This window comes from Cytophaga aurantiaca DSM 3654, from assembly GCF_000379725.1.
Taxonomy (GTDB): Bacteria; Bacteroidota; Bacteroidia; order Cytophagales; family Cytophagaceae; genus Cytophaga; species Cytophaga aurantiaca.
Window position 1 is genome coordinate 71074 of record NZ_KB903666.1, and the last position, 25161, is coordinate 96234.

A 25161-nucleotide genomic window follows, 5' to 3' on the forward strand; every position below is an offset into this window, starting at 1 on the left:
TATTTTTTGTAATACTGTCGCAGTAAAAATATTTCTATAAGATCATCCTAAGGGAAAAGGTAAACCCAATCTTCATTGGTTTTTTTTTACGAGTTACAATTTAGTAGATATCTACAGCTAATTCAATTTTCTATGTACATGTTCATCCGAATTCCATTATATTTAAGGGTGGATTGAAATAGGAATAAAAGACTAATTTTCGAATTCCGCACCATACATAAACCATTTCAAAATGATTTTAAGCAGGTTTTGGCTCGCAATATTTATTTCTTCGGTGTTATTTATTTTGGTCTCATTATTCACCGGATCTTTTTATAGTTTAGAATATACCTTAACCGGAAAAAAAGATGATCCGAAAATCATCTCTGAAAAATATCTTACTCAACTTCCGGTAGCTGTTCAGGATACGTTGAAAGCCAGTCCAACACATGCGGTGGTTATTAACGATACCAGTTATGTGTACGAAAAATCTGTTGTAAAAATATACCACAGCAAACAGCAGGCAGATGGATTGCTTACAACCTGTAAAAATACCATCACCGATATCGTCATTCCCTTGATCGCCTATCTGGCATTCTTCTGCGGACTATTGCAATTGCTTATAGACTCAGGCGCATCCGGTAAACTGGCTACCGTAATCAGTCCGGTGTTTGTAAAGATTTTTCCTGAGATCCCGAAGAATCATCCGTCCATTTCTTATATGACGTTGAATTTTGCAGCAAATTTCCTGGGACTTGATTCTGCTGCTACACCTTTTGGTTTAAAGGCTATGGAGAGTTTGCAGGAACTGAATAAAGACAAAGAAACAGCAAGTAATTCGCAGATCATGTTTATGTGTCTGCATGCAGCCGGACTAACATTGATCCCAACATCCATCATCGGATACAGAGCCGCGCAGAATGCCGCCAACGCTGCAGATGTAATGATTCCGTGTATCATCACTTCCTTTATTGGTACCCTTGCGGCCTTGCTGATTGTGGGGATTCGTCAGAAGATCAATTTCAAAAGTGCTGCACTCATACTTTCTATTGGTACACTGGCAGCTGTAATTGTGAGTTTGTTGCTCTTTATCAATTCACTTGATCTGATCTCGAAAAATCATTTCACCGGAAATTTATCCAACGTACTGATGTTTGGCATCATTCTTTTTATTCTGGTGTATGCCGTTCTAAAAGAAAAAGTATTTGACGCACAGGGAAAAAATGTATTCTCTTCTTTTGTGGAAGGAGCTACATCCGGTGCTAAAACAGGGTTTACGGTGTTTCCATATGTTTTGGGAATGTTGGTTGCAATATCCTTGTTCCGCAACAGCGGCTTATTCGAAATGATCACTTCGAAGATGGCAGATTTCTTTTTGATGTTCAATATTAACCGGTCTATTGTAGATGCACTTCCGGTTGCCTTGCTGAGACCATTCAGTTCGGGCGGTTCCAGAGGCTTTATGATCGATGCAATGAACACGTACGGAGTAGATTCGTTAACGGGTCGTTTGTCCTGCATTTTCCAATGTGCTGCGGAAACTACCTTCTATGTGGTTGCTGTTTATTTCGGAAGCATCAATGTTAAAAATACACGATATGCATTGAGTACCATGCTTTGGGTTGACCTTGTATGCGTACTTGCAGCGATTGGTGTGAGTGTGTTGTTCTTTGGCCTGAGCTAGTTGTCAGTGGACAGTAAACAGTGGTCAGTCAAGTGATATCATGTCATAAATTGTCTGGCTTAAGTGTTTGCTTGTGCCTAATGTTCTAAAGTAAAAGTCCCTCGATAGTTATCGGGGGACTTTTTAAATTGAATTCATAAATTCTTTGTCTTTATCAGTTTCTATGCAGCGGCAAAATTTAATACCGAAAGGGCACCATTCACTATCGTAGTGGCACAATTCAAGATGTGTGATCCCTGAATCCATTGCAATAATTTTTTGCTTTAAAGTGTTTATTAGCAATGTATATTTTAAAGCCGCAGGTAAGTTGTCCGGCAAGTCAATCGATACATTCCAACTTTCTAAGCATTCAAGATATGCATCTGAAACTGTATTGAGTTGCTTTTCGGTTAAACGGTTAGCAGGAGGAAAACATTCTTCCTTCATGCCCAGGATGTCTCCGATTGGTTCTTCTCCCTCGCCATTTAAGTAACGCTCTACTTCTGCAATATAGTCTTCGAAGCTTTCATGTGTTGGGCTTTGGTTTAGTGACTGCTTTTTATTTTGAGCTGCTGTTAGATCTTCGATAAGTTGATTGATGTAGATTTGCATATAGCTAGTGGGTTAGTGAAAAGTGAAAATTATTTTCTTCGTGTCTTTGCGAGTATATTACATTTCTTTAAAAAGTTCATGCAATTTTTTCTGAAGTAGATGTTTATTGGGTAATTGCATTTTATATTCTGCAACCAAAGTAGGAGAAAGGTTTCTACTGAGCGCATACTCTACAACTTCATTGTCCTTGTCTTTACACAATAGCAAACCAATACTTGGGTTTTCATTGTCCTTTTTTACATCTCTGTCTAAGGCTTCTAAATAAAAATTGAGTTGACCTAAATACTCTGGTCTAAATTTGTCGGATTTCAATTCAAAGGCAATCAAACATTGTAAGCCTCGGTGGTAAAATAGCAAGTCAATATAAAAATCACTATTACCTACGTGTAACTTATATTCTTCTGCTACGAATAGAAATTCTTTACCTAGTTCTAATACAAAAGATTTCATCTGATTTATTAGAGCTCTTTGCAGATCACTTTCCTTTAGAGGTTCTTTTAAATCTAAAAATTCGAATATATAATTGTCTTTAAAAATGTTGGCAATTTCAGAGTGACGTTGCTTTAAAGACGGAGAAATCTGTAAGTTTGAAATGGATCGTTCATAAACTCCGCTAGTGATTTGTCGTTCCAATTCACGAACACTGTATTTTTCTTTAATAGCTAAACGAATATAAAATTCCCGTTCTTCATTTGTCTTGCAACGAGAAATAAGGATGAGCTGATGCGTCCAACTTATTTTTGTAAGTAAGCAGTTTTTTTGATTGGACAAATCTAGTTTTAATATAATTGTCCTTATCGATTTATTGTTTTGATTTTCAGTGGTTTGTAATTGTGTCATCAGTGATGACACAATTAGCGATTTAGAATAAATCTCATAAAACTGTTTCATCCGGTAAAGACCGCGTCGATCGAATCCTTTAATTTCAGGATGATTACTTTTGATAAAAGTAGCCAGTTCATTTATTGTATTATCTCCCCAATGCGCTTGTTTAACTTGTATAGAAATAAAGGCACCAATTTTCCAGTATAGATTAATCAACTCGGTATTCACTGCACTGATCGCTTTATTGCGAGAAGACTGAATGAGTTGTATTATTTCAGTGAATTGATTTTGCATGATTGAGATGGAAAAAAAGTTAGTAAATAAAAATGTGCTACAAGTGTAAGCGTTTTTGAGGACGGGAAAAAGAAATAAAGGAGATTGAATGATGTTTTTTTACAAACGATAACTTATCGAGTACTTATTGATGGGAGTTATGTTTTTATATTTGAAAAGAGTTATCTATAGAACAATCTTTTTTCATTAACTTCAATCTTAAATCAAAACGATTTCCATGGAACCCGAAAAAAGAAAAGCAAACCCAACTGATTATTTAGCAAACGAACGTACGTTCCTTGCCTGGGTGCGCACCAGCATTGGTATCATGGCATTTGGTTTTGTGGTGGTGAAGTTTTCGATGTTTGTAAAGCAGCTCTCACTTATGCTGGAGTTGGATAATACGCCGGAAATGGCCGCAACACATGCACATTATTCAGCTATCATCGGGATTGTATTGGTGGTCTTGGGCGTGGTAACAATTATTATGTCGTACTTAAGTTACCGCAATACAGACAAGCAATTGTCGGCAGGTGTGTATCAACATTCTACTTTGTATATAAGTCTGCTTACAGCATTGATATTTTTGTTGAGTGTACTGCTAGTGTTTTATTTGATAAAGACTGCATAGCTGAACTAAATTCCAAAGAACAAATCCAAACTGTTCTTCAAGTGCAAATTCGGTTGTGCCTTATGATTCTTAGAAAGATCGAATACTGGATAAATAAAAAGCTCACTTTATACAGTGAGCTTTTTATTTAAAATATCATAGGGAAGATGTATTAGACCCAACACGTTAAAATGGATGATACAACAAGTAATGAAAGCAAATTGTATCCTGCATCAATGCCAAACAGCACCCACGATCTGTTCTCCCAGGCAGTGGCACCTAGTAAGCCTGGAAAATAAAATCCCAGAAAGGTGAAGATCGCAGAGCTCAGGATATTTGGTACGTTACCCATTTCTTTTATTCCGGGTACAAATTGCCATGCAGCAATATTATGCGCAAGTACCCAGGCAAAAAGAAAATTTCCGATCACCATAAACACCATTCCTTTTATCATGACTTTACTTTCTGCTTTTACGTTTGGATCATAACCCATTTCTTTTCCCCATAATTTCCCAAACAGCACCGTATACCAGATAAAGCCGAGTATGAAGTTTACAAAAACTGCTACAAGAATGGCTGCGATATTAATTTTCAATTCCATAATATTTTTTTTAGTGTAAATTCTCTACTCTTATGGATTTTTGATGACTCCCGTTTGTATGGTTGCTGCTCCATGTGGATGATTTTAAAGAAGTGTTTGAAATACAATATATTTATTTTCATTTAAAAAGAATATTAAATAAGGTATTCCGTGAATTGTAGAGCAACGACTGCTATATCATTGCATTCATAATTTATAACTTATAATTTTAAATTATCTTTAGACGTTCTTCTTCGAGATCTATCTGGTACAATTGTTCCCTGATGATTTCTTCACTGATCTTCGGATCTTTATTGAGTTCCACTAAGTATTGACGCTGACTTTCGAGCATCTCGGCAAAAATGGTTTTTGTTTTTTCATTCATCCAGATATCTTCAGCACTTTTTGTACGTTCTTCCCAAAGTTTCATATACTTTTCCATGCCGGCATGAACGTTCAATTCGTTTTCATATTTATTTTTCATAAACTGATGGATGTGCAATTTTAAGCCAAGTTTCATTTGCTTCCTGTTCTCTTCGTGCGCTTCATTTTCTATAATATGATCAAACAGCTTCGAACGTTTTATGAAATAAGGCAATGTAAGTCCCTGTATTACGAGCGTAAGCAGAATGGCTACAAAGGTGATGAACAGAATCAGATTCCGATGAGGAAACGCCGTACCATTATCCAATGTAATGGGAATTGCTAATGCAGCTGCAAGCGAAACCACACCGCGCATGCCCGACCAGCCCAATATAAGCGGCATCAGCAGCATGTTGGTTCTGCGTCTTGGTGCTACACCTGGTCTGAAAAGAAAGGTTGCGATCATGGCTGCATACGAACTGATGATACGTGCGATGATCAGCACAACAGTGATCAATACACCATAACCGATGGCGGTACTAAGCGGTATACCTTGCATGCGGAGGCCTTCTACAATTTCAGGCAGTTCCAGTCCGATAATGAGAAAGACTACACCATTCAATATAAATACAAAACTTGACCAGACGCTAAACCCCTGTATACGGCTGGCACTGTTCAGGAACGTAAGTTGTCTTGTGGACATATATAAACCTCCGACAACAACAGCCAATACACCTGAACAGTGAAGCTGCTCTGCTGCCCAATACATAAAATACGGTTCGATAAGCGTGAGTGCGATATCTGAAGATGCATCCGTAGGCAAACGTTTGTGTGCTTGTACGAAGGCCCATGCAAGCATCAAACCAACAGCAGCTCCGCCGATCACCATCCATACAAAAGTTGCTGCAGCCTGATACCAGATGAATTGTCCGGTGCCGACTGCAACCAGTGCAAAGCGGAAGATAATAAGCGAGGATGCATCGTTCAACAGGCTTTCACCTTCCAGAATCGCAGATGTAGATCGGGGGATTTTTACAAACTTTGTGATCGCACCGGTACTGATGGCATCCGGTGGTGCAACAATTCCTCCAAGCAGAAATCCTAACGCAATGGTAAAGCCCGGTATAAAATGATTGGCTACAAGTGCTACCGATAGGGCGGTGAAGAAGACAACAAGAAAAGCAAAGCTTCCGATGATGCGCCACCATTTTTTCATTTCTTTGAATGAGATCGACCAGGCTGCCTCAAACAACAAAGGAGGTAAGAAGATGAAAAAGATCAGATCGGGATGAATGCGGACGGCGGGTAACCCTGGAATGAAGCTGATCACCAGACCTGCAATGACCAGTAAAATAGGGTAGGCAATTTTTAATTTATCTGCCCACATTTCCAGCAGTACAACCGCTGCGATCATCGCTAATAAAAAGGGTAAGATACTATGCATGTGATTTTTTATTTCAAGTTACGTATTTTATTTTTTTAGAAATGCATCGATACTGAATGGATATGCATTTTGCACTGCCAATAGAAAAGAGGCTGCACTTCCTACCCAAACCGAATAATCCAGTGTTGCTTTTATGCCAATAGATCCAACCATAGATAATGCAAACACTAGTAACAATGTACCTGTAAGATAAGCCGTGATCTTTGTTTTATATCCGATCAGCAACAGAATACCGAAGATGCCTTCTGCAGCTGTTGCAGCGATTGCTGCTGCTTCGGTTAAAGATGCCGGAAGATAAAAGGTGAGTGTTCCGGTGTATTGTACAAAATTTTGCCAGTTACCCCAGACAGATTGTGTACCCCAATATCCAAAACGGTCGGCCACAGCAGATAACAACGTAAGGGATAATGCAGCTCTAAAAAAAAGAGAAATATATGATTGCTGTTTTGTCATAATGTTTTCAAATTAAATCATTCTATTCATAATTCATAATAGAATGATCATGCAATAACGTATTTCATTCAGTATACATTACGTATCTTTGTGCATAATCATGCAACAGCAACGCAAACTTAATACATGTGTTTTCTGTTCTCCGAATTCAATACCTTATTCATGCGACATACACAAAATAGAAATCTCATTACATTAATTTTAGGAATGCTGGCAACCGTTACGCCTTTTGCCATTGATCTGTATCTTCCTTCTTTCTCTAAAATTGCAACGCACTTAGGAACCACTACTGCAAAGGTTTCGCTTTCTGTTTCCAGTTATTTTATCGGAATGGCGTTGGGACAATTAATATACGGCCCACTGCTGGATCGCTTTGGAAGAAAGACACCCCTTTATATTGGTTTATTTATTTTTATACTGGCAAGCATTGCCTGTACATTTTCTACAAGTGTAGAAGTTCTCATTACGGTTCGATTTATACAGGCATTAGGTGGCAGTGTTGCTGGTGTAGCAGCTATTGCAATGGTAAAAGATTTCTTCCCTCCGGAACAGGGAGCGAAGATTTTTGCGATGTTGATCTTAACGATTGGCTTATCACCGTTGCTTGCACCAACTATTGGCGGCTATGTGGCTACCGTTATGGATTGGAAAGCAGTCTTCTTTCTATTGGCATTGATTGCAGTATTCGCCATAACAATTGTATTTCTGTTTTTACCTGAAGGACAAGAACCGGATAAAACCGTTTCGTTGCGTTTTATGCCAATGATGAAAACCTATTTCTCCATTCTTTCAGATCCACAGTTTTTTACCTATACGCTTTCAGGTTCGTTTGCGTTTGCTACCTTATTCATATATGTAGCAGGTTCTCCGATTGTATTCATGGAACTCTTTCATGTGAGTCCGCAGGTGTATGGTATGATCTTCGCATTTCTTTCCGTAGGCTTTATCGGAGCAAGTCAGTTGAATATATTTCTGGTTAAGAAATTCTCCAGTCATAATATATTTCGCTTTGCATTGATTGTGCAGGTGATCGCAGGTATTGTATTTCTTTTTGCTGCGTGGAGTGGTTGGATGAATTTGTATTCTACGATTGTGATGCTTTTTATTTTCTTAAGCTGCGTAGGGTTGATCAATCCGAATGCATCTGTCTTAGCTCTTGCTCCCTTTACTAAAAATGTAGGCAGTGCAGCTGCTATGATGGGTTGTTCTCAGATCGGTATTGCCGCACTTGCATCTATTGGTGTGGGTATGTTTGATACGGTCAGCATTCTCCCAATGATTGTATTGATGTCTGGTACGGCGGTTATTGCCTTGATTTTATTTATAGTAGGTGAGAAGAAAATGAGTGGGAAGATTGTTATTACGGAGAGTAGTAATACAACTGTGATGCACTAGTATGTAGAAATTTCAAATAGCAAAAGACAAATTTCAAACGGATAAGATCATATGTATCTGGTCTGTTGGTTTGCCGCCGTGAATTTTGAATATGCTATAAATCCTACAATATTTTTTAAAAATCATGTAATGGTTTTGCTGAGTCGTATGTAGATCTTTGTGTGGTAAGATGCTTATCCATTGGGTAAGTATACATTTAAACGATCGTTCACCCAAATCAACTACGGTTATGAAAACCATTCTATTTGTAATCTTTTCTTCCTTTATCTTATTCTTTGCAGGTATAGGAGCGAATGCACAGAATTATAAAGCTCAGCTTCCTGTTCAGATCGACAGTTCAGGAGTCATGAAAAATGAGGCAGGAACCATTTTTGCTACCATTTCAAAAGACAGTATTATTAAAGATCATAAAGGGGAGAAGGTTGCTTTTATTGATCGCAACGGAAATCTTATCGATAAAAATGGAAAAATTTTAGGTAAAACTGCTAAGAACGGAGACTTTCATAATGCGAAAAATGAAGTTGAATATACGGTACAGCCTTCCACAAAAGGTGATACCTATGATGTATACGATAACACAGGGAAACGTGTATTGATTGTTCCTGCAAATTACAAAGCTCAGGCAGGCATTATGGCTTATGTACATAAAAACATGTTGATCAGTAGATAGTCAGTCGTGATCAAACATAGAAAGGCAACGGAGTAATCGGTTGCCTTTTTTTATGTTATCGTAATTAGAATCATCGTATACTCTATATATTCTGAATCTATTCGATTATTATTAAAAACTTAATTTTGCAAATCTGTATTTTTGTTTTGATTCTGGTTATCTTGAATAATCCTATTCTGCAGATCATACTACCTTTCAATTTTAATAAGCACAAACAATTATGGAAACAGTACAAAACGAAGGTGTTATTTTTCCAAAAGGGGAAAAGACGTCAGCAGATTATTTTACCGGAACGGCATGGTTAACGGTGTTGGTTCCAAAGGATGAAACAGGAAACTACACAGTAGGGAATGTAGTATTTGAACCGGGTTGCAGAAACAATTGGCATACACATCCCGCGGGACAAATTCTTTTGGTAACTGAAGGAAATGGCTGGTATCAGGAAAGAAGTAAGACTGCACGTGCTCTTAAAAAAGGAGATGTAGTTGTTATTGCATCTGCCATAGAACACTGGCACGGAGCTACAAAAGACAGTAGGTTCACACACATTGCGATAAGCAATATTACAGAGAAGGGACCTGTTGAATGGCTGACTCCGGTTACAGATGAAGAGTATGATAGCGTGCATTGAAAAATTATGAATTCATTTTTTAGAGAATGTCTCGTTCTGTTGAGATACTTTCCCTTCTTATTACTTAAAACATAAAACTTATTACTTAAAAAAATATGATACAGACCAAAGGTTACGCCGCTCAAAACGAAAAATCAGATCTTGCACCCTGGAATTTTGAACGCAGAGAAGTTGGACCGCACGACGTACAATTTGATATTTCATTTTGTGGTGTATGTCACTCGGATCTACATCAGATTCGCAACGATTGGTTTCCTGGTATCTTCCCGATGGTACCCGGACATGAGATCGTTGGAAAGATTGTAAAAGTTGGTGCACATGTAACGAAATTTAAAGTAGGTGATCTTGCAGGTACGGGCTGTCTGGTTGACTCCTGCAGAACGTGTGACAATTGCAAAGAAGGATTGGAGCAATATTGTTCAACAGGTCCGACAGGAACGTATAATAGTTTGGGACAGGATAAAAAGACACCAACGTATGGTGGGTATTCAAATACCATTGTCGTACACGAAGATTTTGTGTTACACATCAGCGACAAGTTGGATCTTGCAGCAGCAGCACCGTTGTTGTGTGCGGGTATCACTACATATTCTCCATTAAGACACTGGAAAATTGGTAAAGGGCATAAACTTGCTGTGCTGGGTCTTGGAGGTTTAGGTCACATGGCGGTGAAGTTTGGAGTAGCTTTTGGTGCAGAGGTAACTGTATTGAGTACCTCTCCAAATAAAGAGGTAGATGCGAAAAAATTAGGTGCGCATAACTTTGTCGTTACCACTGATCCTACACAAATCAAAGCAGCTAAAGCTTCGTTCGATTTTATTCTGGATACGGTATCGGCGCCGCATGATATCAATATGTATATGTCGTTATTAAGAACCAATGGCGTACATATTTGTGTGGGTGTTCCTCCAACACCTTATCAGATAAATGCATTCAGTATTATCGGAGGAAGAAAGAGCTTAGCAGGTTCGTCTATCGGAGGGTTACCTGAAACGCAGGAGATGCTTGACTTCTGTGCGAAACACAACATCGTTTCGGATATAGAATTGATCGATATTAAAAATATCCATGCTTCGTATGATCGTATGATCAAAGGCGATGTGCGTTATCGATTTGTGATTGATATGGCGACTTTATAAAAGAATTTAACCGCAAAGGGCGCAAATTTTTTTCGCAAAGAACGCAAAGGAAAAATATGGTAGACCGTATTTTATAAAATGACTTATTACGTTCTTTGCGGTTTTATCTTCGCGCCCTTTGCGGTTAATTTTGTTAGTTTTTATTTAAACCATATGAAATTTCGATACCATTCCTACCAATGCAGCAGCAAGGATCACAAAAGGTTCAGGAACTTTGTACTTGAATAAAATGATTGCTGTTACAATTGCAATAAGTACAGTAGGGATATCTGTTAAATTTCTTTTTGCCAGAATCAATACTGCACCAGCTATGGCGCCAATTGCAGCGGCTGTTACTCCATCTACAAATGCTTTTATTGCAGGATGTTTTCCATATTTTTTGAAATAAGGTGCAGGCAAAACGGTGAAAATATAACAGGGTATAAATGTTGCAAGTGCAGCCACGCAGGCACCCGAAACACCGCCAACAAGATAACCGATAAAGCCAACGGTGATAACAACCGGTCCGGGTGTGATCATCGCTACAGCAACTGCATCAACAAATTGCTGTTCGTTTAACCATTGATATTCTTTTACAACACCGCCATATAAAAACGGTACAATCGCAATACCGCTGCCGAATACAAAAGCACCAGCCTTTGTAAAGAACCAGGCAATCTGCCACAGCTTCCCATTTGTGCCTGCTGTTACAGGAACCTGTAGCAATACTGGCCAGAATAACATTTTCAAAGAGGCTTTGTTAAATTTGGGTGGACTTTTTACAAACCAGATCAGAATTCCGGAAGCTAGGATCAGCCAGATGTTTTCTTCTTCTGTAATGAATGTGAAACATAAGAGTACCACAAAGATTCCCCACAACCAATAGTCTTTACCAATGCTCTTTGTTGTAAGTTTATAGCTGCTGATGGCGATGATGCCTATTACTGCAGAACCTACACCATAAAAGATTGCCTGCATCCAGGGCAGTCCGCCAAAGGCTACATACGCCCAGCCGATACATAAGACCATTAAAAAAGAAGGAAGTACAAAGGCGATTCCCACCAGTGTGGCACCGATAATTTTGTAATGCACATAGCCGATGTAAATACTTAGCTGTGCAGCTAACGGGCCAGGAGCAAGCTGCGAAAGCGCCATGCCTTCTTTGTAATCTTCTTCGCTGATCCATTTTTTATTTTCAACCAGGTCGCGGTGGATGTAACCGACCAAAGCAACCGGTCCGCCGAAGCCCCAGGTACCTAGCTTTAAAAAATAAATGATCAGTTCTTTAAGAGAATAGGGAATGGTATTGATACTCATAAGGATTTTAAAATCTATTATATAATAATGAATAAAAAATGAAATTTATTATTTAGGTTTAACATACCAAATGTGTTTAGTATAAATCTTACTCTTTTTCGGGTATCGTACCACTAAAACAATTAAAGATTATAAATGGTATAAAGATTTCTTTATAGATCATCTTTACATCGTTTTCGATAAAATATACAATATGAATGAAACGACATTGGAACTTAGAACAGTAAACGTTACGCGGTATGTTACACCACTGCGTGAAGGTGGTTCTATGCCGGCAATAGTTGAAGCCGATGATGGTTTTTTGTACGTAATTAAATTCCGTGGGGCCGGACAAGGTACGAATGCCTTGATTGCGGATCTGATAGGTGGTGAACTGGCACGTGCCTTAGGTTTGAAAGTTCCGGAGCTCGTATTTATTCATCTGGACGAAGGGTTTGGCAGAAGTGAAGCCGACGAAGAAATTCAGGATCTGTTAAAATTCAGTGTAGGCTTGAATTTGGGTTTACATTATTTATCCGGTGCCATTACCTTTGATTCAACCGTAACAAAACTAGATCCACTGCTGGCTTCAAAGATCCTTTGGCTGGATTGTCTCTTAACCAATATAGATCGTACATGTCGCAATACCAATATGCTGATCTGGAACAAGGAGCTTTGGCTGATTGATCCGGGTGCGTCCTTGTATTTTCATCATAACTGGAGCAATTGGAAAGAGCATATTAAGAGTCCGTTTGCCTTGGTGAAAAATCATGTGTTATTAAAAGATGCAGCGCAATTGAAAGAAGCGGATCTATTCTGCAAAAAGATCTTAACGAAAGAAGTGATTGAATCGATCGTGTCGCTGATTCCAACGGATTGGTTAAAAGATGAACCGTTATTTGAAAGTAAAGAAGAACAACGAAATGCCTATGCGGAGTTTTTGCTTACGCGTATGCAATATTCAGAACTATTTGTAAACGAAGCTCAACATGCACGAGAAGCACTTATTTGATTATGCTGTGATCCGTGTTGTACCTAGGGTAGAGCGCGAAGAATTTGTAAATGTGGGTGTGATTTTATTTTGCAAGGAAGAAAAATTTCTCCGGGTTAAATATATATTGGATGCCAATCGGTTGCTTGCTTTTTCTCCGGAATTGGATCTGGGTGCGATTGAAAATAATTTACAGGCAATGCAGCATATTTGTCTGGGGAATAAAGAAGGAGGCAGCATAGGAGAGTTGGATATTGCATCCCGCTTCCGGTGGATCACTGCAACCCGAAGCACGGTGATTCAGGCATCTAAGGTACATCCCGGATATACGGAGAATGCTGCAGAGACGCTGGAAAAATTATTTATTGAACTGGTTATTTGAAAAATATAAATGCTCTATCCGTAGAGTCAACGCAGCGCTCTACGGATCTTCTTATTAAATAGAGTCTTTGACTCGGTTTATGTCTCTCTAAGTTTTTTAATCGAGTCAAAGACTCTCAATTATTAAACATCCGTAGAGCGCTGCGCTAACTCTACGGATAGCTCACCATACCACTCTCCATGGCCTGTGAGTCACAGGCCATGGAGAGTGGTTAAATAGTTACATATTAATGCGCATGACCTTCTTCACTGGAGTTATTCATTTTTGAAAGTAAGGCATACGTTCCCTTAATAACAACTACTGCATTTTTTGAATCAAAACCAGATGGAAGAATAATTTCTGTATACCCAAGTTGTGTAAGCCCTATATTTACTTCAATTGCTCTGAAAATATATTCTTCTTCATGTTGAATGATTTCGGTCGTATCAACACGTTCTCCTTTAATATTTTCATTGTGAATGTGTTTATGAACAACTTCTTTAATAAAAATATAATTTTTATCACCTACATGTGCAATTGCTTTTTCAGGAACGACTACTTTTTTATTATCATCTCCAATTTCAATGAATGCCTTCAAATACATATTTGGCATGAGTGAGGGATCAGCATCGAAATGTGCGTGTACACGAATTGTTCTATCGGCAGATATTTGATGATTGATTAAGTATACCGTTGCTGTCCGTTCTTTAGAACTTTCGTTCACCAAATAAAACGTTATTTTTTGTCCCACTTTTATTTTAGAAATGTCTTTTTCAAACACCGTTAATTCAGCATGCAAGTGTTCGGTGTTTACGATCTCGCAAATGATATCCTGCGGAGCTACGTATTTTCCAATGTTCACATTTACGGTTGTGACATACCCATTAATAGGTGAGTAGATAGAAACAACACTACGGATATTTGATTTTGTCAATGTAGATGGATTGATATTTAGTATTTTTAGTTCTTCTGTTAATCCGCCAATGGTAGCTTGTAAACTATTGTATTCAGAACTCACCTGTTGAAATGTTTTGGCCGCTGCTACATTTTCACGGGCAAGTTCTTCCTGTCTTTTATATTCAAGTTCCAGGTATTTTAATTTTTGAATATTTTCTAAGTATTGTGTTTGAATTAAAATGAAGCTTGGGTTTTGTAATGTTAACAGTACGTCTCCTTTTTTCACTTTCATGCCTTGAAGTAAATCGGTAGATTTTACAAATCCGCCCATAAGTGCAGATACCGATACCATATTTTGTGGGGGCACGTCAAGCATACCATTTACTTCAATAGTAGCATGCAGATCTTTCATCTCTATTTTACCATATTGTATTTCTGCACTTTTATATTGCGTTTCTGTTAATTCTACAATGCCTTCTTCATCGTGATGTTCTTCTGCTGTAGATTCCGTACTTGTACTTTTGCACGAAGCAAGGATAGAACAGATAAGTAAGGTATAAGCTATGTTATATAATGTTGCTTTCATATTATTCGTTGTTACCAATTAAGAATTCAATTGTAATAATGGATTGATTGTATTGCTGCAGCACAGCAAGATAATTTGTCTGGACTGCCAGTGTTCTACTTAAGCCTTGGGATAACTCTATGTATCCAATGTTTCCGCTGTAATAGTTTTTTAATGCGTTCTGCATAATGATATCAGCTATAGGCAATGCATTTTTTTCATAATACTCCAGACTGTTCCTGTATTTCAAATAGGTTTGAAATGCCTGATTGTATTGGCCTTCAAGATTTTTTTGATAAAGATCGTATTCACTTTGCGCCATGTTTATGAATGTTTCACTTGCTTTTATTTTTGAAAGCTGAGGTTTTATCCAAAGTGGGAACGAGACACCTACGGAGACACCTTGAAAACGTGTGCTGGCATCTGCAGATGCCGAAGGATTACGGTAATCGGGAGAGCCATAAAGCGATTGATTGAAATAACCAATATTTAAATCGGGTAGCAACTGCGCCTGTTCAAGCTTTTTACTTGCTTCGCTGACTTTAATCTGCTGACCGAAATAACGAAGTGCGGGATTATTTTGTATCGCTGCTGAGTCACTTGTAAGTGTTAGTGATCTTTTATCTATAAGGAATCCTTTGCTTGTAATACTCTCGCTGGTATTCAGCAACGTTTGCAATTGATTTTCATAAATGCGTATATCGGCATTGTTCTGTTCGATCAAGGCGCGTATTTCATACAACTGACTTTCAGCTGTTGCTTTTTCCAAAACATTTGTTTCACCTGTTTTTAAACGCAGCTCTGCAGATTTTAATACAAGTACATACACGCTATCCTGCTTTTTCAGAAATACATCTTTTGCCTTTGCATATTGAAGTGCATAATAGGAGGATTTGATCTGCATGCGTAATTCATTTTCCGTTGCCTGCTTCGTAAGTTCAGCTCGCTTTATGGTTTCGTTATAATACTGTGCCTGGCGGTGTATGTTTGTTGGAAATGGAATGCTTTGTGTAATGGTAAAGTTATTATCGTTGTAATAACTGTTGTACTGTCCATACATCAAGCTTGCATTTGTTTTTCCAATGGAACTTGCGGTACCTTTTAGATTTGTATTGTAATCAATACCATACTGTGCCGCCTTGATGGCATTGTTGTTTTCTATTCCCATAGTTATTGCTTCTTCCAGACTCAGTTCTCTGCCTTGTTGTGCTTTTGAAGAGAGGGGCATGGCAAGCATGACCATAAATGGAAGCAATGCCATTACTGCTTTGGGAGTTTTAAATTTGAACCCATTTTCAGAGAGCATGTATAAAATTGGCAATACCAATAATGTTAGGAGTGTTGCTGATAAGAGTCCACCAATAACAACGGTTGCCAATGGCTTTTGTACCTCAGCACCGGAACCATGTGATAATGCCATCGGTAAAAAACCGAGTGATGCAACGGTAGCTGTCATGAGTACAGGTCTAAGCCGTGTTTCTGTTCCTTTCATAATAATGTCTTTAAGATTTGTAAGACCACTCTTTTTTAAACTATTGAATTCACCAATTAATACAATACCGTTTAATACAGCTACACCAAATAAAGCAATAAATCCAACACCTGCTGAAATACTGAATGGCATATCGCGCAACCATAAAGCTATGATACCGCCTATTGCAGATAAAGGAATTGCAGTAAATATTAATATACTTTGTTTGATTGAATTGAAGGTGAAGTAAAGTAAGATGAAAATCAATATCATTGCGATGGGTACTGCAACAGACAAACGTGCTTTTGCTTCAACCAGATTTTTAAACTGACCGCCATAGGTTACATAGTAGCCAGTTGGTAAAATTAATTGCGCATCAACTTTTGATTGAATTTCAGTAACAATACTTTCTACATCGCGGCCTCGTACGTTGAAGGCTACTGTAATTCTTCGTTTGGTGTCATCCCGTTGAATTTGATTCGGACCGTTTTTGAATTCTATAGTTGCAACCTGACTAAGTGGTATTTGCTTTCCCTTTGAAGTAGTAACAAATACATTTTGTATATCCTGTATAGATTGTCTGCTGTTTTCATTTAAGCGCACAACCAGATCAAATCGTTTTTCGCCTTCAAAGATTAAACCAGCTGTTTGACCTGCAAACGCTGAACTTACAACCGTATTCATTTCTTCTACATTCAATCCGAATTGAGCAACTTTATCTCTATCAAAGGCAATAACAATTTGTGGTAAACCTGTTACTTCTTCGATGTATAAATCCTTTACACCATCTACAGACTGAGTGATTGTTCCCAATTGTTTGGATAGCCGTGTAAGTTCATCCAAATCTTCTCCATAAATTTTTATGGCAACATCCTGTTTGGCACCTGTCATCAGTTCGTTGAAACGCATTTGTATGGGTTGTTGAAAACCAAAACTCACACCCGGAATTGCTTCTAAAGCCTGTTGCATTTTATTTGCGAGTTCATCTTTATTTGAAGCCTTCGTCCATTGATCTTTATCTTTTAATATTACCATTAAGTCACAGGCTTCAATTGGCATCGGATCTGTTGGGATTTCTCCTGATCCGATCTTGGCTACAACCTGCTGTACTTCATTGGGAAATTGCTGCGTTAATATTGCGCCTGCTTTCAATGAAGCATTTACAGTTTCCATCATAGAACTACCTGTGAGTACACGCGTTTCAACAGCAAAGTCGCCTTCATCTAAGGATGGTATAAACTCTCCCCCCATATTGATGAATAGAAAAAAACTCACTATAAATAAGGAAACTGAAATTACAAGCACTGCTAATTTTCTTTTGATTGCAAAGTTCAGGGCCGGTGAATAGATCTTGTAACAGAAATCCATTAAGCGGTCGGAAATATTTTTTTTATGAAAAGGATTTTTACTTAGGAACAATGCCGATATCATTGGCACATAGGTAAGCGATAAAATGAATGCTCCCAGTATAGCAAATACAACTGTTTGCGCCATTGGTTTAAACATTTTTCCTTCAACGCCTACTAATGCAAGAATAGGAAGGTATACGATTAGAATAATAATTTCTCCAAATGCAGCAGAGTTCCGGATCTTCGAAGCAGACTCATATACTTCGTCATCCAATTCTGTCTGAGAAAGTTTGTGCGTATACTTTTTCCCAACGATATGGTGCAACGTTGCTTCAACTATAATGACAGCTCCGTCTACTATTAAGCCGAAGTCGATTGCTCCCAATGACATTAAGTTTCCGGACACACCGAATAAATTCATCATGGAGATTGCAAACAGCATCGCCAATGGTATGACAGATGCCACGACCAAACCTGCACGTAAATTCCCAAGAAATACAACCAATACAAAAATTACGATGAGCGCACCTTCAATTAAGTTTTTAGAAACAGTCGTTATAGCTCGATTAACTAAATGTGTGCGGTCTAAAAATGCTTCCAGTTCAACACCTTCAGGTAGGGTTTTCTTTATTTGTTCAATACGCTCCTTTACATTTGTAATAACTTCGTTTGAATTTTCGCCTTTGAGCATCATAACTACTGCACCTACCACTTCGCCTTCATTGTTACGCGTCATAGCACCGTAACGCACCGCATGTCCGTATGTTACGGTTGCTACATTTTTAATCAGGACAGGTGTTCCGTTGCTGGTATTTTTGACAACTATTTTTTCGATATCCGCAATGCTTGTAGCCAATCCCTCTGTTCGTATAAACCAGGCATTTGGTTGTTTATCAATATATGCACCACCGGTATTCTGATTGTTTTTTTCGATCGCTGTAAATACCTCTGCAATACTAATATTCATACTTCGAAGCATGTCGGGATTGATAGCAATTTCATATTGCTTTACATAGCCACCCATACTGCTGATATCGGCAACACCTTTTGTCCCCAGCAATTGACGGCGTACGATCCAGTCCTGAATGGTACGTAATTCCATTGCATCGTATTTATCTTCATAGCCTTTTTTAGGGTGGAGCACATATTGGTAAATTTCTCCTAAGCCAGAACTTACGGGTCCCATTGAAGGAATTCCCACACCTTTCGGTATTTGGCTTAGGGCTACTTGTAGTCGCTCATTCACTTGCTGGCGTGCCCAGTAAATATCTGTTTCGTCTGTAAAAACTACAGTAACAACCGACAAACCAAAGCGTGAAATGGAACGCACTTCAATTAATCCAGGTATGTTGGCCATGGTAATTTCAACAGGGAAGGTTATGAGACGTTCTACCTCTTGAGCCGCTAGCGACGGACTTGTTGTGATTACCTGTACCTGATTGTTTGTAATGTCAGGTACAGCATCGATTGGCAGCTTTGTTGCAGACCATACACCCCAGAAGATTAAGGCAATGGTGAAAACTCCAATAATTAGTTTATTCTTTATTGAGAAATAAATAATCTTATCAAGCATGATTTTATTATTAATAAGTTGAATGGCGCAGACATGAATATGTATTGCGCCGATAAGCTGATTCTTTCAATATGCCAATTAAACAAACATTCCTGATAATCATGAACTAACATGATTTATCTTGAATCGTACATAGTAGACACAATATGCACGACAATGTTGAGTTTAATACAATTTGGGTATTAACAAGAATGTGAAAGGAAGAGGGGAATTAAATTTTAGGCGGTTGCCAAAAAGTGTAATAGTACGTAGATATGAATTCGGAATTGTAGGTAGAAGCTAAAACAGGAGTAGTTGCTTTTTTAGTTCGTATAAAAAATAATTTTGGACTTGAGAATATTACTCCGGAAACACCGCAGCATGCACAAACACAGAAAGGCGAACAGGAGTCCGCTTCATCTTCACGATGATTATGCTGATGTGTGGCTGTTTGTTCTTTCGTATGTATATCTTTTTCGCATGTAACAGCATCCGTGCATGGCATCATGGACAACACGATAATGTAGATACTGAATATGGCTATGAAAATTCTCACTATACAAATATAGAATTAATTGCGGCTCCTGCAAATATATGAACTTGTTTTTAAAGTATCAAACCGTTGGATATGAATAAATTATATAATAGTCTTTAATATTCGATCAACATTTTTTTATAAAATATTCATTCTGCTGTTTACTTTTTGCGGACTGGTTCGTAGCATATTCGGAAAATCAAATTCGTATGAATGGCATTCGGGTGTGTCATTTATACTGAATATACTGATATTGTTGAACATACATCCTAGACAATCATCTAACTAATTTTCCATACTGTTTGGTAAAGGCATGCGTTTAACGTATGCCTTTTTTATTAGTAGACAGTAAATAGTGGTCAGTTGTCAATAGAAAATTTTATTATGCATTAAATTTCCATATTACTTTCTATTCCTCATTTCTCTTCTATTTTTTCTAGCTTTGTAGCTTATCAGTACCATTCGTTCATGGAGCATTTATCTACCAAACAAATTTCCAATACATTTACAGAAACCTTTCCCGGTGATCTGTCGATGAATAATACAAGACGACAAACGCCTGGTGTTTTGTATTGTAGTGTATTGCCGACTCCTGTAGCACAACCCGTATTGATTTCATGGTCAGATGAGATGGCCGAAGTATTGGAGCTTAGTAAACCTTCGCCGGAAGATATTTTGATCTTAGGCGGGAATGCAATAAATCCAATGATGAAGCCGTATGCTTCCTGTTATGCAGGTCATCAGTTTGGTAACTGGGCCGGACAGTTAGGAGACGGTCGTGCAATATCATTGGGTTTTTGTAGTGGTAAAGACGGTGTGGATTATGAACTGCAATTAAAAGGAGCGGGGCCAACTCCGTATTCCCGAAATGCAGATGGTAGAGCCGTGTTGCGTTCTTCGGTTCGCGAATATATAATGAGTGAGGCCATGCATTATCTGGGAGTGCCGACAACACGTGCCTTAAGCCTTGTAGCTACAAGTGATCCGGTGCTGAGGGATATGTTTTATAATGGACATGCTGAATACGAACCCGGTGCAATTGTATTGCGTGTTGCTCCGTCCTTTATACGATTCGGTAATTTTGAAATACTTGCAGAACGCGGTAATGGTTTATTGAGCAAGCAATTATGTGATTGGGTTATTGCTCGCTATTATCCTGAAATTGATATAGAGCACGAAGATCGTGTAGTACATTTATTTCAGGCAGTTGCAGAACGCACAGCAGATACGATTGTAGAATGGTTGCGTGTAGGATTTGTACATGGTGTTATGAATACCGATAACATGTCGATCCTTGGATTGACAATTGATTATGGACCGTATTCATTTGTTGATGACTACGATCTCAGCTTTACGCCGAATACAACCGACTTGCCTGGCAGGAGATATGCCTTCGGAAATCAGGCATCTGTTGCATACTGGAATTTAAGCCGCCTGGCAAATGCCTTGGCTTTCTTAGTTCCTGAAACAGATAAACTGGTTGCGGTATTGAAAAACTATCAGGATGTATACGAAAGAAAGTATTATGTGATGATGGCAAAGAAATTAGGCATTGATGAACTTCGTGAAGAAGATCGTTTGCTGATTGATTCGTTTGAAGAAATGTTGCAAACACTTAAACCGGATATGACCTTGTTCTATCAATTGTTGATTGATCTGCCTGATGCGATCGGATCGTCAGCAGATGTAAAGAACTTCTTTCAGGAAACGTTTTATACTGAACCCGATGAAACGATATTGTATGCGTCAATGTTAACCTATCGTGCACGGATTGAAACAAATAGTTGTTCTGTTGAAACATCAAAGCAGATGATGCGTGCCGCGAATCCACGTTTCATCGTTCGTAATTACATGCTGCATGAAGCAATAGAAAAACTTGAAAAAGGAGATGATAGCTTATTGAAAAAGCTAGAAGAATATATGAAAGATCCTTATTCAAAAAAAGGAGATGAATATTTTGTAAAGCGCCCTGCCTGGGCTGAACAGAAGGCGGGCTGCTCTATGTTATCCTGCAGTTCTTAATAAAAGGAATATGAAAACAGGGCCGCGTTATATAGGGAGTGTAAATTATGCTTCTATCGTTGCACACATAGAAAAATTAAGCATTACAGATTTATATAAAATTAAAATGAATCCGGTCGATTTTGAAAAGCTTGTATCAGAATACCAAGAGCTTTTTAAAAAAGATTTTACATCTGTAATGCATATTGCAGGTATTCCTGTAGAACAATTTCCAACTACGCCTCTAAACCGAATCTGTGTAGTTGATAATACAGATGAAGATTCTTGTTCTATTTAATATTGTACAGCATAAAAAAAAGTGCTTAGCGATCGATCGCTAAGCACTTTTTTTATGCTGTATTTTTTATTGTTTTATTATCTTTCGAATCGCTTTATAATCATCCCATGTTACGATCAATTGATACATGCCTGATGCAAAAGGCATTTCAAGATCAATAGGCGTTCCTGAATACGTAATCGTTTTATTAAGAACAATGTTTCCGATTGCATCAATAAGTATATAAGAAACTTCTGTTGACGTTGATTCAGTCAGTTCTATTGTGATCTTATCAGAACAAGGAATAGGATACACTTTAATGATATTTTCTGTAGATGGAACCAGAATCGCAGTTGGTGTACCTACAGTTACAGCTAGTGTAATTGTGGAAGTTTGTCCAGCAGGATTTGTTTCAACCAGTTTTACATTGCCGCTAGTTGTGCCAAAATGTACAACAATTGAATTTGTACCTTGTCCGCTTGTAATAGTGGCTCCAGCCGGAACAGACCAAGTGTACGTCATGCCTGGTTTATTCGTTACAGAATAAGTGACTCCAGTTTGATTTGAAGTAACAGAAGTTGGTCCTGAAACATTGGAGTCAAATGCAGGGCTTGCATTTACTGTCATTGTAATCGAATTAGAAGTTGCTTGAGTTGTAGTTACGCAACTTGCATTTGATGTCATTGTTACACTTATTACATTACCATTTGTTAATGTGGTTGTAGTATAGGTTGAATTTGTTGCTCCCGAAATTGCTGTTCCTCCTTTTTTCCATTGGAAGGTGGGAGTAGAACCTCCATTAGAATACGTAGCGGTGAATGTAACCGATTGTCCACTATAGATGGTTGTTGCAGAAGAACCAGCCGTTACGGATGGAGTAACCTTTGCATTTACAGTAACACTTTTTGACGCAATTGTTCCGCTTCCGCATGCATTTATAGGAGTTACCGTTACTGTTCCACTAGCTGTTCCCATTGTAACAGTAATGCTATTGGTACCAGAACCTGCAGTAATGCTTGCTCCTGTTGGTATAGTCCATGTATAGCTGGTTGCATTACTTACCGCAGCTATGCTATAGGTCACAGATGTTGTACCCGCACAAACCGATGTTGATCCTGTAATTGCTCCAGCTGCTGATGGCAATGTACAAGAAGAACCTAATAAAATAGCTGTTCCAGCATAGGACGGATTTGTCCAAGCTTGATCTGCACTTGCAAACCACGACATTTTCCCATCTCGTGTACCGCCATCGTCATCGTCATCAACTTCTACATCAAAGCCAACCAATTGATTGATAGAAGGAGTGTTGTTTAGTGTAGACCATGGAATTCTGATTTCAGTAATGTAGCCACCTGTCTTCGTTACATGAGCAAATGTAATTCCTGTTACAGATTTGTTGTTTGCCTCCGTTACTGTTGCATCGTTCCAACGGAACATGTATTGGAAATAATTGCTGCCCACAGTTGTTGCTTTTGTATTTCCTATATCAAAAAACACTTCGATGTTGTCATCATCGTATTTATTTGTTCCGCTATCATTTATTAATGCATTATCTGTTACATCAACTAAAACATACACATAGGTATTATCCCATAAGGCTTTGAAGGTTCCTGATAAATCTGATGTATTGGAAACTGTTCCGGAAATAACCGTATTTAAATTTCCTGAATTGTTTGTAGTCCAGATAGCATCTATTGTTCCATCAATTGTTGGAACGGTAGTGGTTTGATTTATTGCTTTATATACATTCAATGCTACAGGTGAACTTGTAGCTGTTGCGGAACTTGAATTGTAAGCTATTGCAGTGATAGATAAATTTCCTGAAGTAGGGATTGTCCAGGACAACGTATATGGTGATGTTGTTGAAGAGCCAATCAGTGTTGTACCATAATAGTATTCTACTTTGGAAATTGTACCGCTTGTAGTTGTTGCCGTTGCTTTTAGTGTAACGGCTGTTCCTTCTGTATAATTTCCAGCTGTTGGGGATGTTAAACTTGCTGTTACGGCATTTCCTGTTATGGCACTTGGATTCCAGAAATTACCTGTTTGGACGAATAATGATATTACTCTTAGTGTGTTTCCAAAATATCCAGATCCATCTACAGTGTTTACTGTTTTAGTATACATGCTGTTCATGATTGTTTGGTAGGTAGAGGTCGCCCCACAAATACCAGCTGCAAATGTTGATACAAAAGTTGCATTAACCGTTCCATTTCCTCCTGATTGAGCAACAGGTCCACCTGCATTTCCAGCACCTTTACCATTTATATAAGATGCTATAGGTACACAGAAATTTGTTTGTGCAGTACTGTTGCCTGTCCATAAAACTTCTACTGCCATTCTCCATGGATTGCGGCAGGCATCGTATCCATATTCATTTGATCCATTACAATTATTAGGAGAGCCGTTTTGATCTGACCAGTTACTAACCAATCCCGTTGTTGAATTTCTATTTGCATTTAGTAAAGTATATGCAGCTGTTACTGCACTGTTCCAGGTGCTTGCCTGTGAAGTGACTTGTGTTGCAAATTGTCTGTAATAAGCAGGAGATTGATAGCTTGGGTTTCTACACGTAGAATTCATGCCCCAACCATCGCCATTGATTGCTTGAAAAGATGTTGTTTGGATTTCATATGTTTTAATCGCAGTGATTAACGTGTTCGCTTCAGTACTATATGTATATGGACTTGTAGCTGATGGCCATTGCTTCGATGCTACAATCAATGCCATTGCTGCATCTAAATCTGCATCTGTAGCACCATTAGAGCCTGAAGCTCCTGTACAGCCACCAATCTTCCAATTCATCAAACCATTGTTATTCGAATTGGTTTTATAATATGCCCATAAGCCATCAAACAATGCTTTATCTGCTGCGTAGGCTGCCAATAACATGCCATAGCCAATGCCTTCTGAAACGGTTGAAGAGTTGTCATCAAATAAAACTCTGTACTGTGTCCCGCACGCTCGGACATAGGTTGTTTTCCATGTATTGTAAGCCGTGTAGGCATCTTGCGATTTGCCATATAAATTACTAGCCGGAGTATACGCACCCGTTGGAAGCGTAGCTGGTATGATCCCATACCCATAAGGGTTTGCTGAAGCAGCAATTTTAGAGCCGAACGGCACTGTTGCTGTACTCGGTGTGTTGATCTGAGTATAGGCGAATGGGATAAAAACAAATATAATGACTAGGGTAAGTAACCAATTTTTACTTCTGCAGAGTGTCTTCATAATAATATTAAACGGATTG

At 38.4% G+C, this 25161-nt stretch carries 20 protein-coding genes; 10 read left to right on the forward strand and 10 right to left on the reverse strand.

The features are described 5' to 3' along the window. The first annotated feature begins 232 nt into the window (after window positions 1-232). On the forward strand, window positions 233-1663 hold the full coding sequence (locus tag A3EE_RS0119305) for a nucleoside recognition domain-containing protein (protein ID WP_018345093.1): 1431 nt from the start codon (window positions 233-235) through the stop codon (window positions 1661-1663). 123 nt (window positions 1664-1786) lie between these two features. Here A3EE_RS0119305 and A3EE_RS0119310 read toward each other — a convergent pair whose 3' ends face one another. Continuing rightward, window positions 1787-2254 (reverse strand): hypothetical protein, encoded by a 468-nt coding sequence (locus tag A3EE_RS0119310; protein WP_018345094.1) that lies wholly within the window; start codon window positions 2252-2254, stop codon window positions 1787-1789. Window positions 2255-2311: 57 nt separating this feature from the next. Then, window positions 2312-3373 (reverse strand): PDDEXK nuclease domain-containing protein, encoded by a 1062-nt coding sequence (locus A3EE_RS0119315; RefSeq protein WP_018345095.1) that lies wholly within the window; start codon window positions 3371-3373, stop codon window positions 2312-2314. 217 nt (window positions 3374-3590) lie between these two features. On the opposite strand from A3EE_RS0119315, the gene A3EE_RS0119320 reads away from it, so the two are divergent. After that, the gene (locus A3EE_RS0119320; protein WP_018345096.1) at window positions 3591-3983 is read left to right on the forward strand and encodes a YidH family protein; all 393 of its coding nucleotides are present in this window, start codon (window positions 3591-3593) and stop codon (window positions 3981-3983) included. Between the two features lie 151 nt (window positions 3984-4134). Here the strand turns inward: A3EE_RS0119320 and A3EE_RS0119325 are convergent, their stop codons facing one another. The 3 genes from A3EE_RS0119325 to A3EE_RS0119335 form a co-directional block, all read right to left on the reverse strand. Continuing rightward, window positions 4135-4563 carry a DUF1761 domain-containing protein gene (locus tag A3EE_RS0119325; RefSeq protein WP_018345097.1) on the reverse strand — a complete coding sequence of 143 codons (429 nt, stop codon included), beginning with the start codon at window positions 4561-4563 and terminating at the stop codon, window positions 4135-4137. Between the two features lie 208 nt (window positions 4564-4771). Beyond that, window positions 4772-6349 carry a Na+/H+ antiporter gene (locus A3EE_RS0119330; protein ID WP_026209876.1) on the reverse strand — a complete coding sequence of 526 codons (1578 nt, stop codon included), beginning with the start codon at window positions 6347-6349 and terminating at the stop codon, window positions 4772-4774. Between the two features lie 27 nt (window positions 6350-6376). Further along, on the reverse strand, window positions 6377-6802 hold the full coding sequence (locus A3EE_RS0119335; RefSeq protein WP_018345099.1) for a DoxX family membrane protein: 426 nt from the start codon (window positions 6800-6802) through the stop codon (window positions 6377-6379). Window positions 6803-6964: 162 nt separating this feature from the next. Here A3EE_RS0119335 and A3EE_RS0119340 point away from each other — a divergent pair, with 162 nt between their 5' ends. The 4 genes from A3EE_RS0119340 to A3EE_RS0119355 all read left to right on the forward strand — a co-directional run bounded on the left by A3EE_RS0119340 (window position 6965) and on the right by A3EE_RS0119355 (window position 10637). Beyond that, window positions 6965-8197 carry a multidrug effflux MFS transporter gene (locus A3EE_RS0119340; RefSeq protein WP_026209877.1) on the forward strand — a complete coding sequence of 411 codons (1233 nt, stop codon included), beginning with the start codon at window positions 6965-6967 and terminating at the stop codon, window positions 8195-8197. Window positions 8198-8426: 229 nt separating this feature from the next. Then, window positions 8427-8867, forward strand: coding sequence for a 5-fold beta-flower protein (locus A3EE_RS0119345; protein WP_018345101.1), 441 nt, complete (start codon window positions 8427-8429; stop codon window positions 8865-8867). 220 nt (window positions 8868-9087) lie between these two features. After that, complete coding sequence (locus A3EE_RS0119350; RefSeq protein ID WP_018345102.1) at window positions 9088-9498, forward strand: (R)-mandelonitrile lyase; 411 nt, start codon at window positions 9088-9090, stop codon at window positions 9496-9498. A gap of 95 nt (window positions 9499-9593) precedes the next feature. Continuing rightward, window positions 9594-10637, forward strand: a complete 1044-nt coding sequence (locus A3EE_RS0119355) for an NAD(P)-dependent alcohol dehydrogenase (RefSeq protein WP_018345103.1) — start codon at window positions 9594-9596, stop codon at window positions 10635-10637. A gap of 144 nt (window positions 10638-10781) precedes the next feature. Here the strand turns inward: A3EE_RS0119355 and A3EE_RS0119360 are convergent, their stop codons facing one another. Beyond that, window positions 10782-11933: a chromate transporter gene (locus A3EE_RS0119360; protein WP_018345104.1), complete on the reverse strand. Its 1152-nt coding sequence runs from the start codon at window positions 11931-11933 to the stop codon at window positions 10782-10784. A 193-nt stretch (window positions 11934-12126) separates the two neighbouring features. On the opposite strand from A3EE_RS0119360, the gene A3EE_RS0119365 reads away from it, so the two are divergent. Next, window positions 12127-12924, forward strand: coding sequence for a HipA family kinase (locus A3EE_RS0119365; RefSeq protein ID WP_018345105.1), 798 nt, complete (start codon window positions 12127-12129; stop codon window positions 12922-12924). Continuing rightward, a complete protein-coding gene (locus tag A3EE_RS0119370) occupies window positions 12902-13285 on the forward strand; it encodes a DUF3037 domain-containing protein (protein WP_018345106.1) in 384 nt (127 codons plus the stop codon). Before A3EE_RS0119365 ends, A3EE_RS0119370 begins: the two co-directional genes overlap by 23 nt. A 226-nt stretch (window positions 13286-13511) precedes the next feature. Here A3EE_RS0119370 and A3EE_RS0119375 read toward each other — a convergent pair whose 3' ends face one another. The 3 genes from A3EE_RS0119375 to A3EE_RS21550 all read right to left on the reverse strand — a co-directional run bounded on the left by A3EE_RS0119375 (window position 13512) and on the right by A3EE_RS21550 (window position 19654). Beyond that, window positions 13512-14747 carry an efflux RND transporter periplasmic adaptor subunit gene (locus A3EE_RS0119375; RefSeq protein ID WP_018345107.1) on the reverse strand — a complete coding sequence of 412 codons (1236 nt, stop codon included), beginning with the start codon at window positions 14745-14747 and terminating at the stop codon, window positions 13512-13514. 1 nt (window position 14748) lies between these two features. Beyond that, window positions 14749-19119: a CusA/CzcA family heavy metal efflux RND transporter gene (locus A3EE_RS0119380; protein WP_018345108.1), complete on the reverse strand. Its 4371-nt coding sequence runs from the start codon at window positions 19117-19119 to the stop codon at window positions 14749-14751. Between the two features lie 211 nt (window positions 19120-19330). Then, window positions 19331-19654, reverse strand: coding sequence for a DUF6660 family protein (locus A3EE_RS21550; RefSeq protein WP_157447121.1), 324 nt, complete (start codon window positions 19652-19654; stop codon window positions 19331-19333). 447 nt (window positions 19655-20101) lie between these two features. On the opposite strand from A3EE_RS21550, the gene A3EE_RS0119390 reads away from it, so the two are divergent. Continuing rightward, entirely contained in the window at window positions 20102-21655 is a 1554-nt protein-coding gene (locus A3EE_RS0119390) for a protein adenylyltransferase SelO (protein ID WP_018345110.1), read from the forward strand. A 10-nt stretch (window positions 21656-21665) separates the two neighbouring features. Beyond that, window positions 21666-21932: a hypothetical protein gene (locus A3EE_RS0119395; protein ID WP_018345111.1), complete on the forward strand. Its 267-nt coding sequence runs from the start codon at window positions 21666-21668 to the stop codon at window positions 21930-21932. Window positions 21933-21998: 66 nt separating this feature from the next. Here A3EE_RS0119395 and A3EE_RS21555 read toward each other — a convergent pair whose 3' ends face one another. Then, entirely contained in the window at window positions 21999-25142 is a 3144-nt protein-coding gene (locus A3EE_RS21555) for a glycosyl hydrolase family 8 (protein WP_018345112.1), read from the reverse strand. Window positions 25143-25161: the final 19 nt, after the last annotated feature.

Coding starts and splice junctions, on each gene's coding strand:
- A3EE_RS0119305 (WP_018345093.1), top strand. CDS start 233: ATGATTTTAAGCAGGTTTTGGCTCGCAATATTTATTTCTTCGGTGTTA.
- A3EE_RS0119310 (WP_018345094.1), bottom strand. CDS start 2,254: ATGCAAATCTACATCAATCAACTTATCGAAGATCTAACAGCAGCTCAA.
- A3EE_RS0119315 (WP_018345095.1), bottom strand. CDS start 3,373: ATGCAAAATCAATTCACTGAAATAATACAACTCATTCAGTCTTCTCGC.
- A3EE_RS0119320 (WP_018345096.1), top strand. CDS start 3,591: ATGGAACCCGAAAAAAGAAAAGCAAACCCAACTGATTATTTAGCAAAC.
- A3EE_RS0119325 (WP_018345097.1), bottom strand. CDS start 4,563: ATGGAATTGAAAATTAATATCGCAGCCATTCTTGTAGCAGTTTTTGTA.
- A3EE_RS0119330 (WP_026209876.1), bottom strand. CDS start 6,349: ATGCATAGTATCTTACCCTTTTTATTAGCGATGATCGCAGCGGTTGTA.
- A3EE_RS0119335 (WP_018345099.1), bottom strand. CDS start 6,802: ATGACAAAACAGCAATCATATATTTCTCTTTTTTTTAGAGCTGCATTA.
- A3EE_RS0119340 (WP_026209877.1), top strand. CDS start 6,965: ATGCGACATACACAAAATAGAAATCTCATTACATTAATTTTAGGAATG.
- A3EE_RS0119345 (WP_018345101.1), top strand. CDS start 8,427: ATGAAAACCATTCTATTTGTAATCTTTTCTTCCTTTATCTTATTCTTT.
- A3EE_RS0119350 (WP_018345102.1), top strand. CDS start 9,088: ATGGAAACAGTACAAAACGAAGGTGTTATTTTTCCAAAAGGGGAAAAG.
- A3EE_RS0119355 (WP_018345103.1), top strand. CDS start 9,594: ATGATACAGACCAAAGGTTACGCCGCTCAAAACGAAAAATCAGATCTT.
- A3EE_RS0119360 (WP_018345104.1), bottom strand. CDS start 11,933: ATGAGTATCAATACCATTCCCTATTCTCTTAAAGAACTGATCATTTAT.
- A3EE_RS0119365 (WP_018345105.1), top strand. CDS start 12,127: ATGAATGAAACGACATTGGAACTTAGAACAGTAAACGTTACGCGGTAT.
- A3EE_RS0119370 (WP_018345106.1), top strand. CDS start 12,902: ATGCACGAGAAGCACTTATTTGATTATGCTGTGATCCGTGTTGTACCT.
- A3EE_RS0119375 (WP_018345107.1), bottom strand. CDS start 14,747: ATGAAAGCAACATTATATAACATAGCTTATACCTTACTTATCTGTTCT.
- A3EE_RS0119380 (WP_018345108.1), bottom strand. CDS start 19,119: ATGCTTGATAAGATTATTTATTTCTCAATAAAGAATAAACTAATTATT.
- A3EE_RS0119390 (WP_018345110.1), top strand. CDS start 20,102: ATGGAGCATTTATCTACCAAACAAATTTCCAATACATTTACAGAAACC.
- A3EE_RS0119395 (WP_018345111.1), top strand. CDS start 21,666: ATGAAAACAGGGCCGCGTTATATAGGGAGTGTAAATTATGCTTCTATC.
- A3EE_RS21555 (WP_018345112.1), bottom strand. CDS start 25,142: ATGAAGACACTCTGCAGAAGTAAAAATTGGTTACTTACCCTAGTCATT.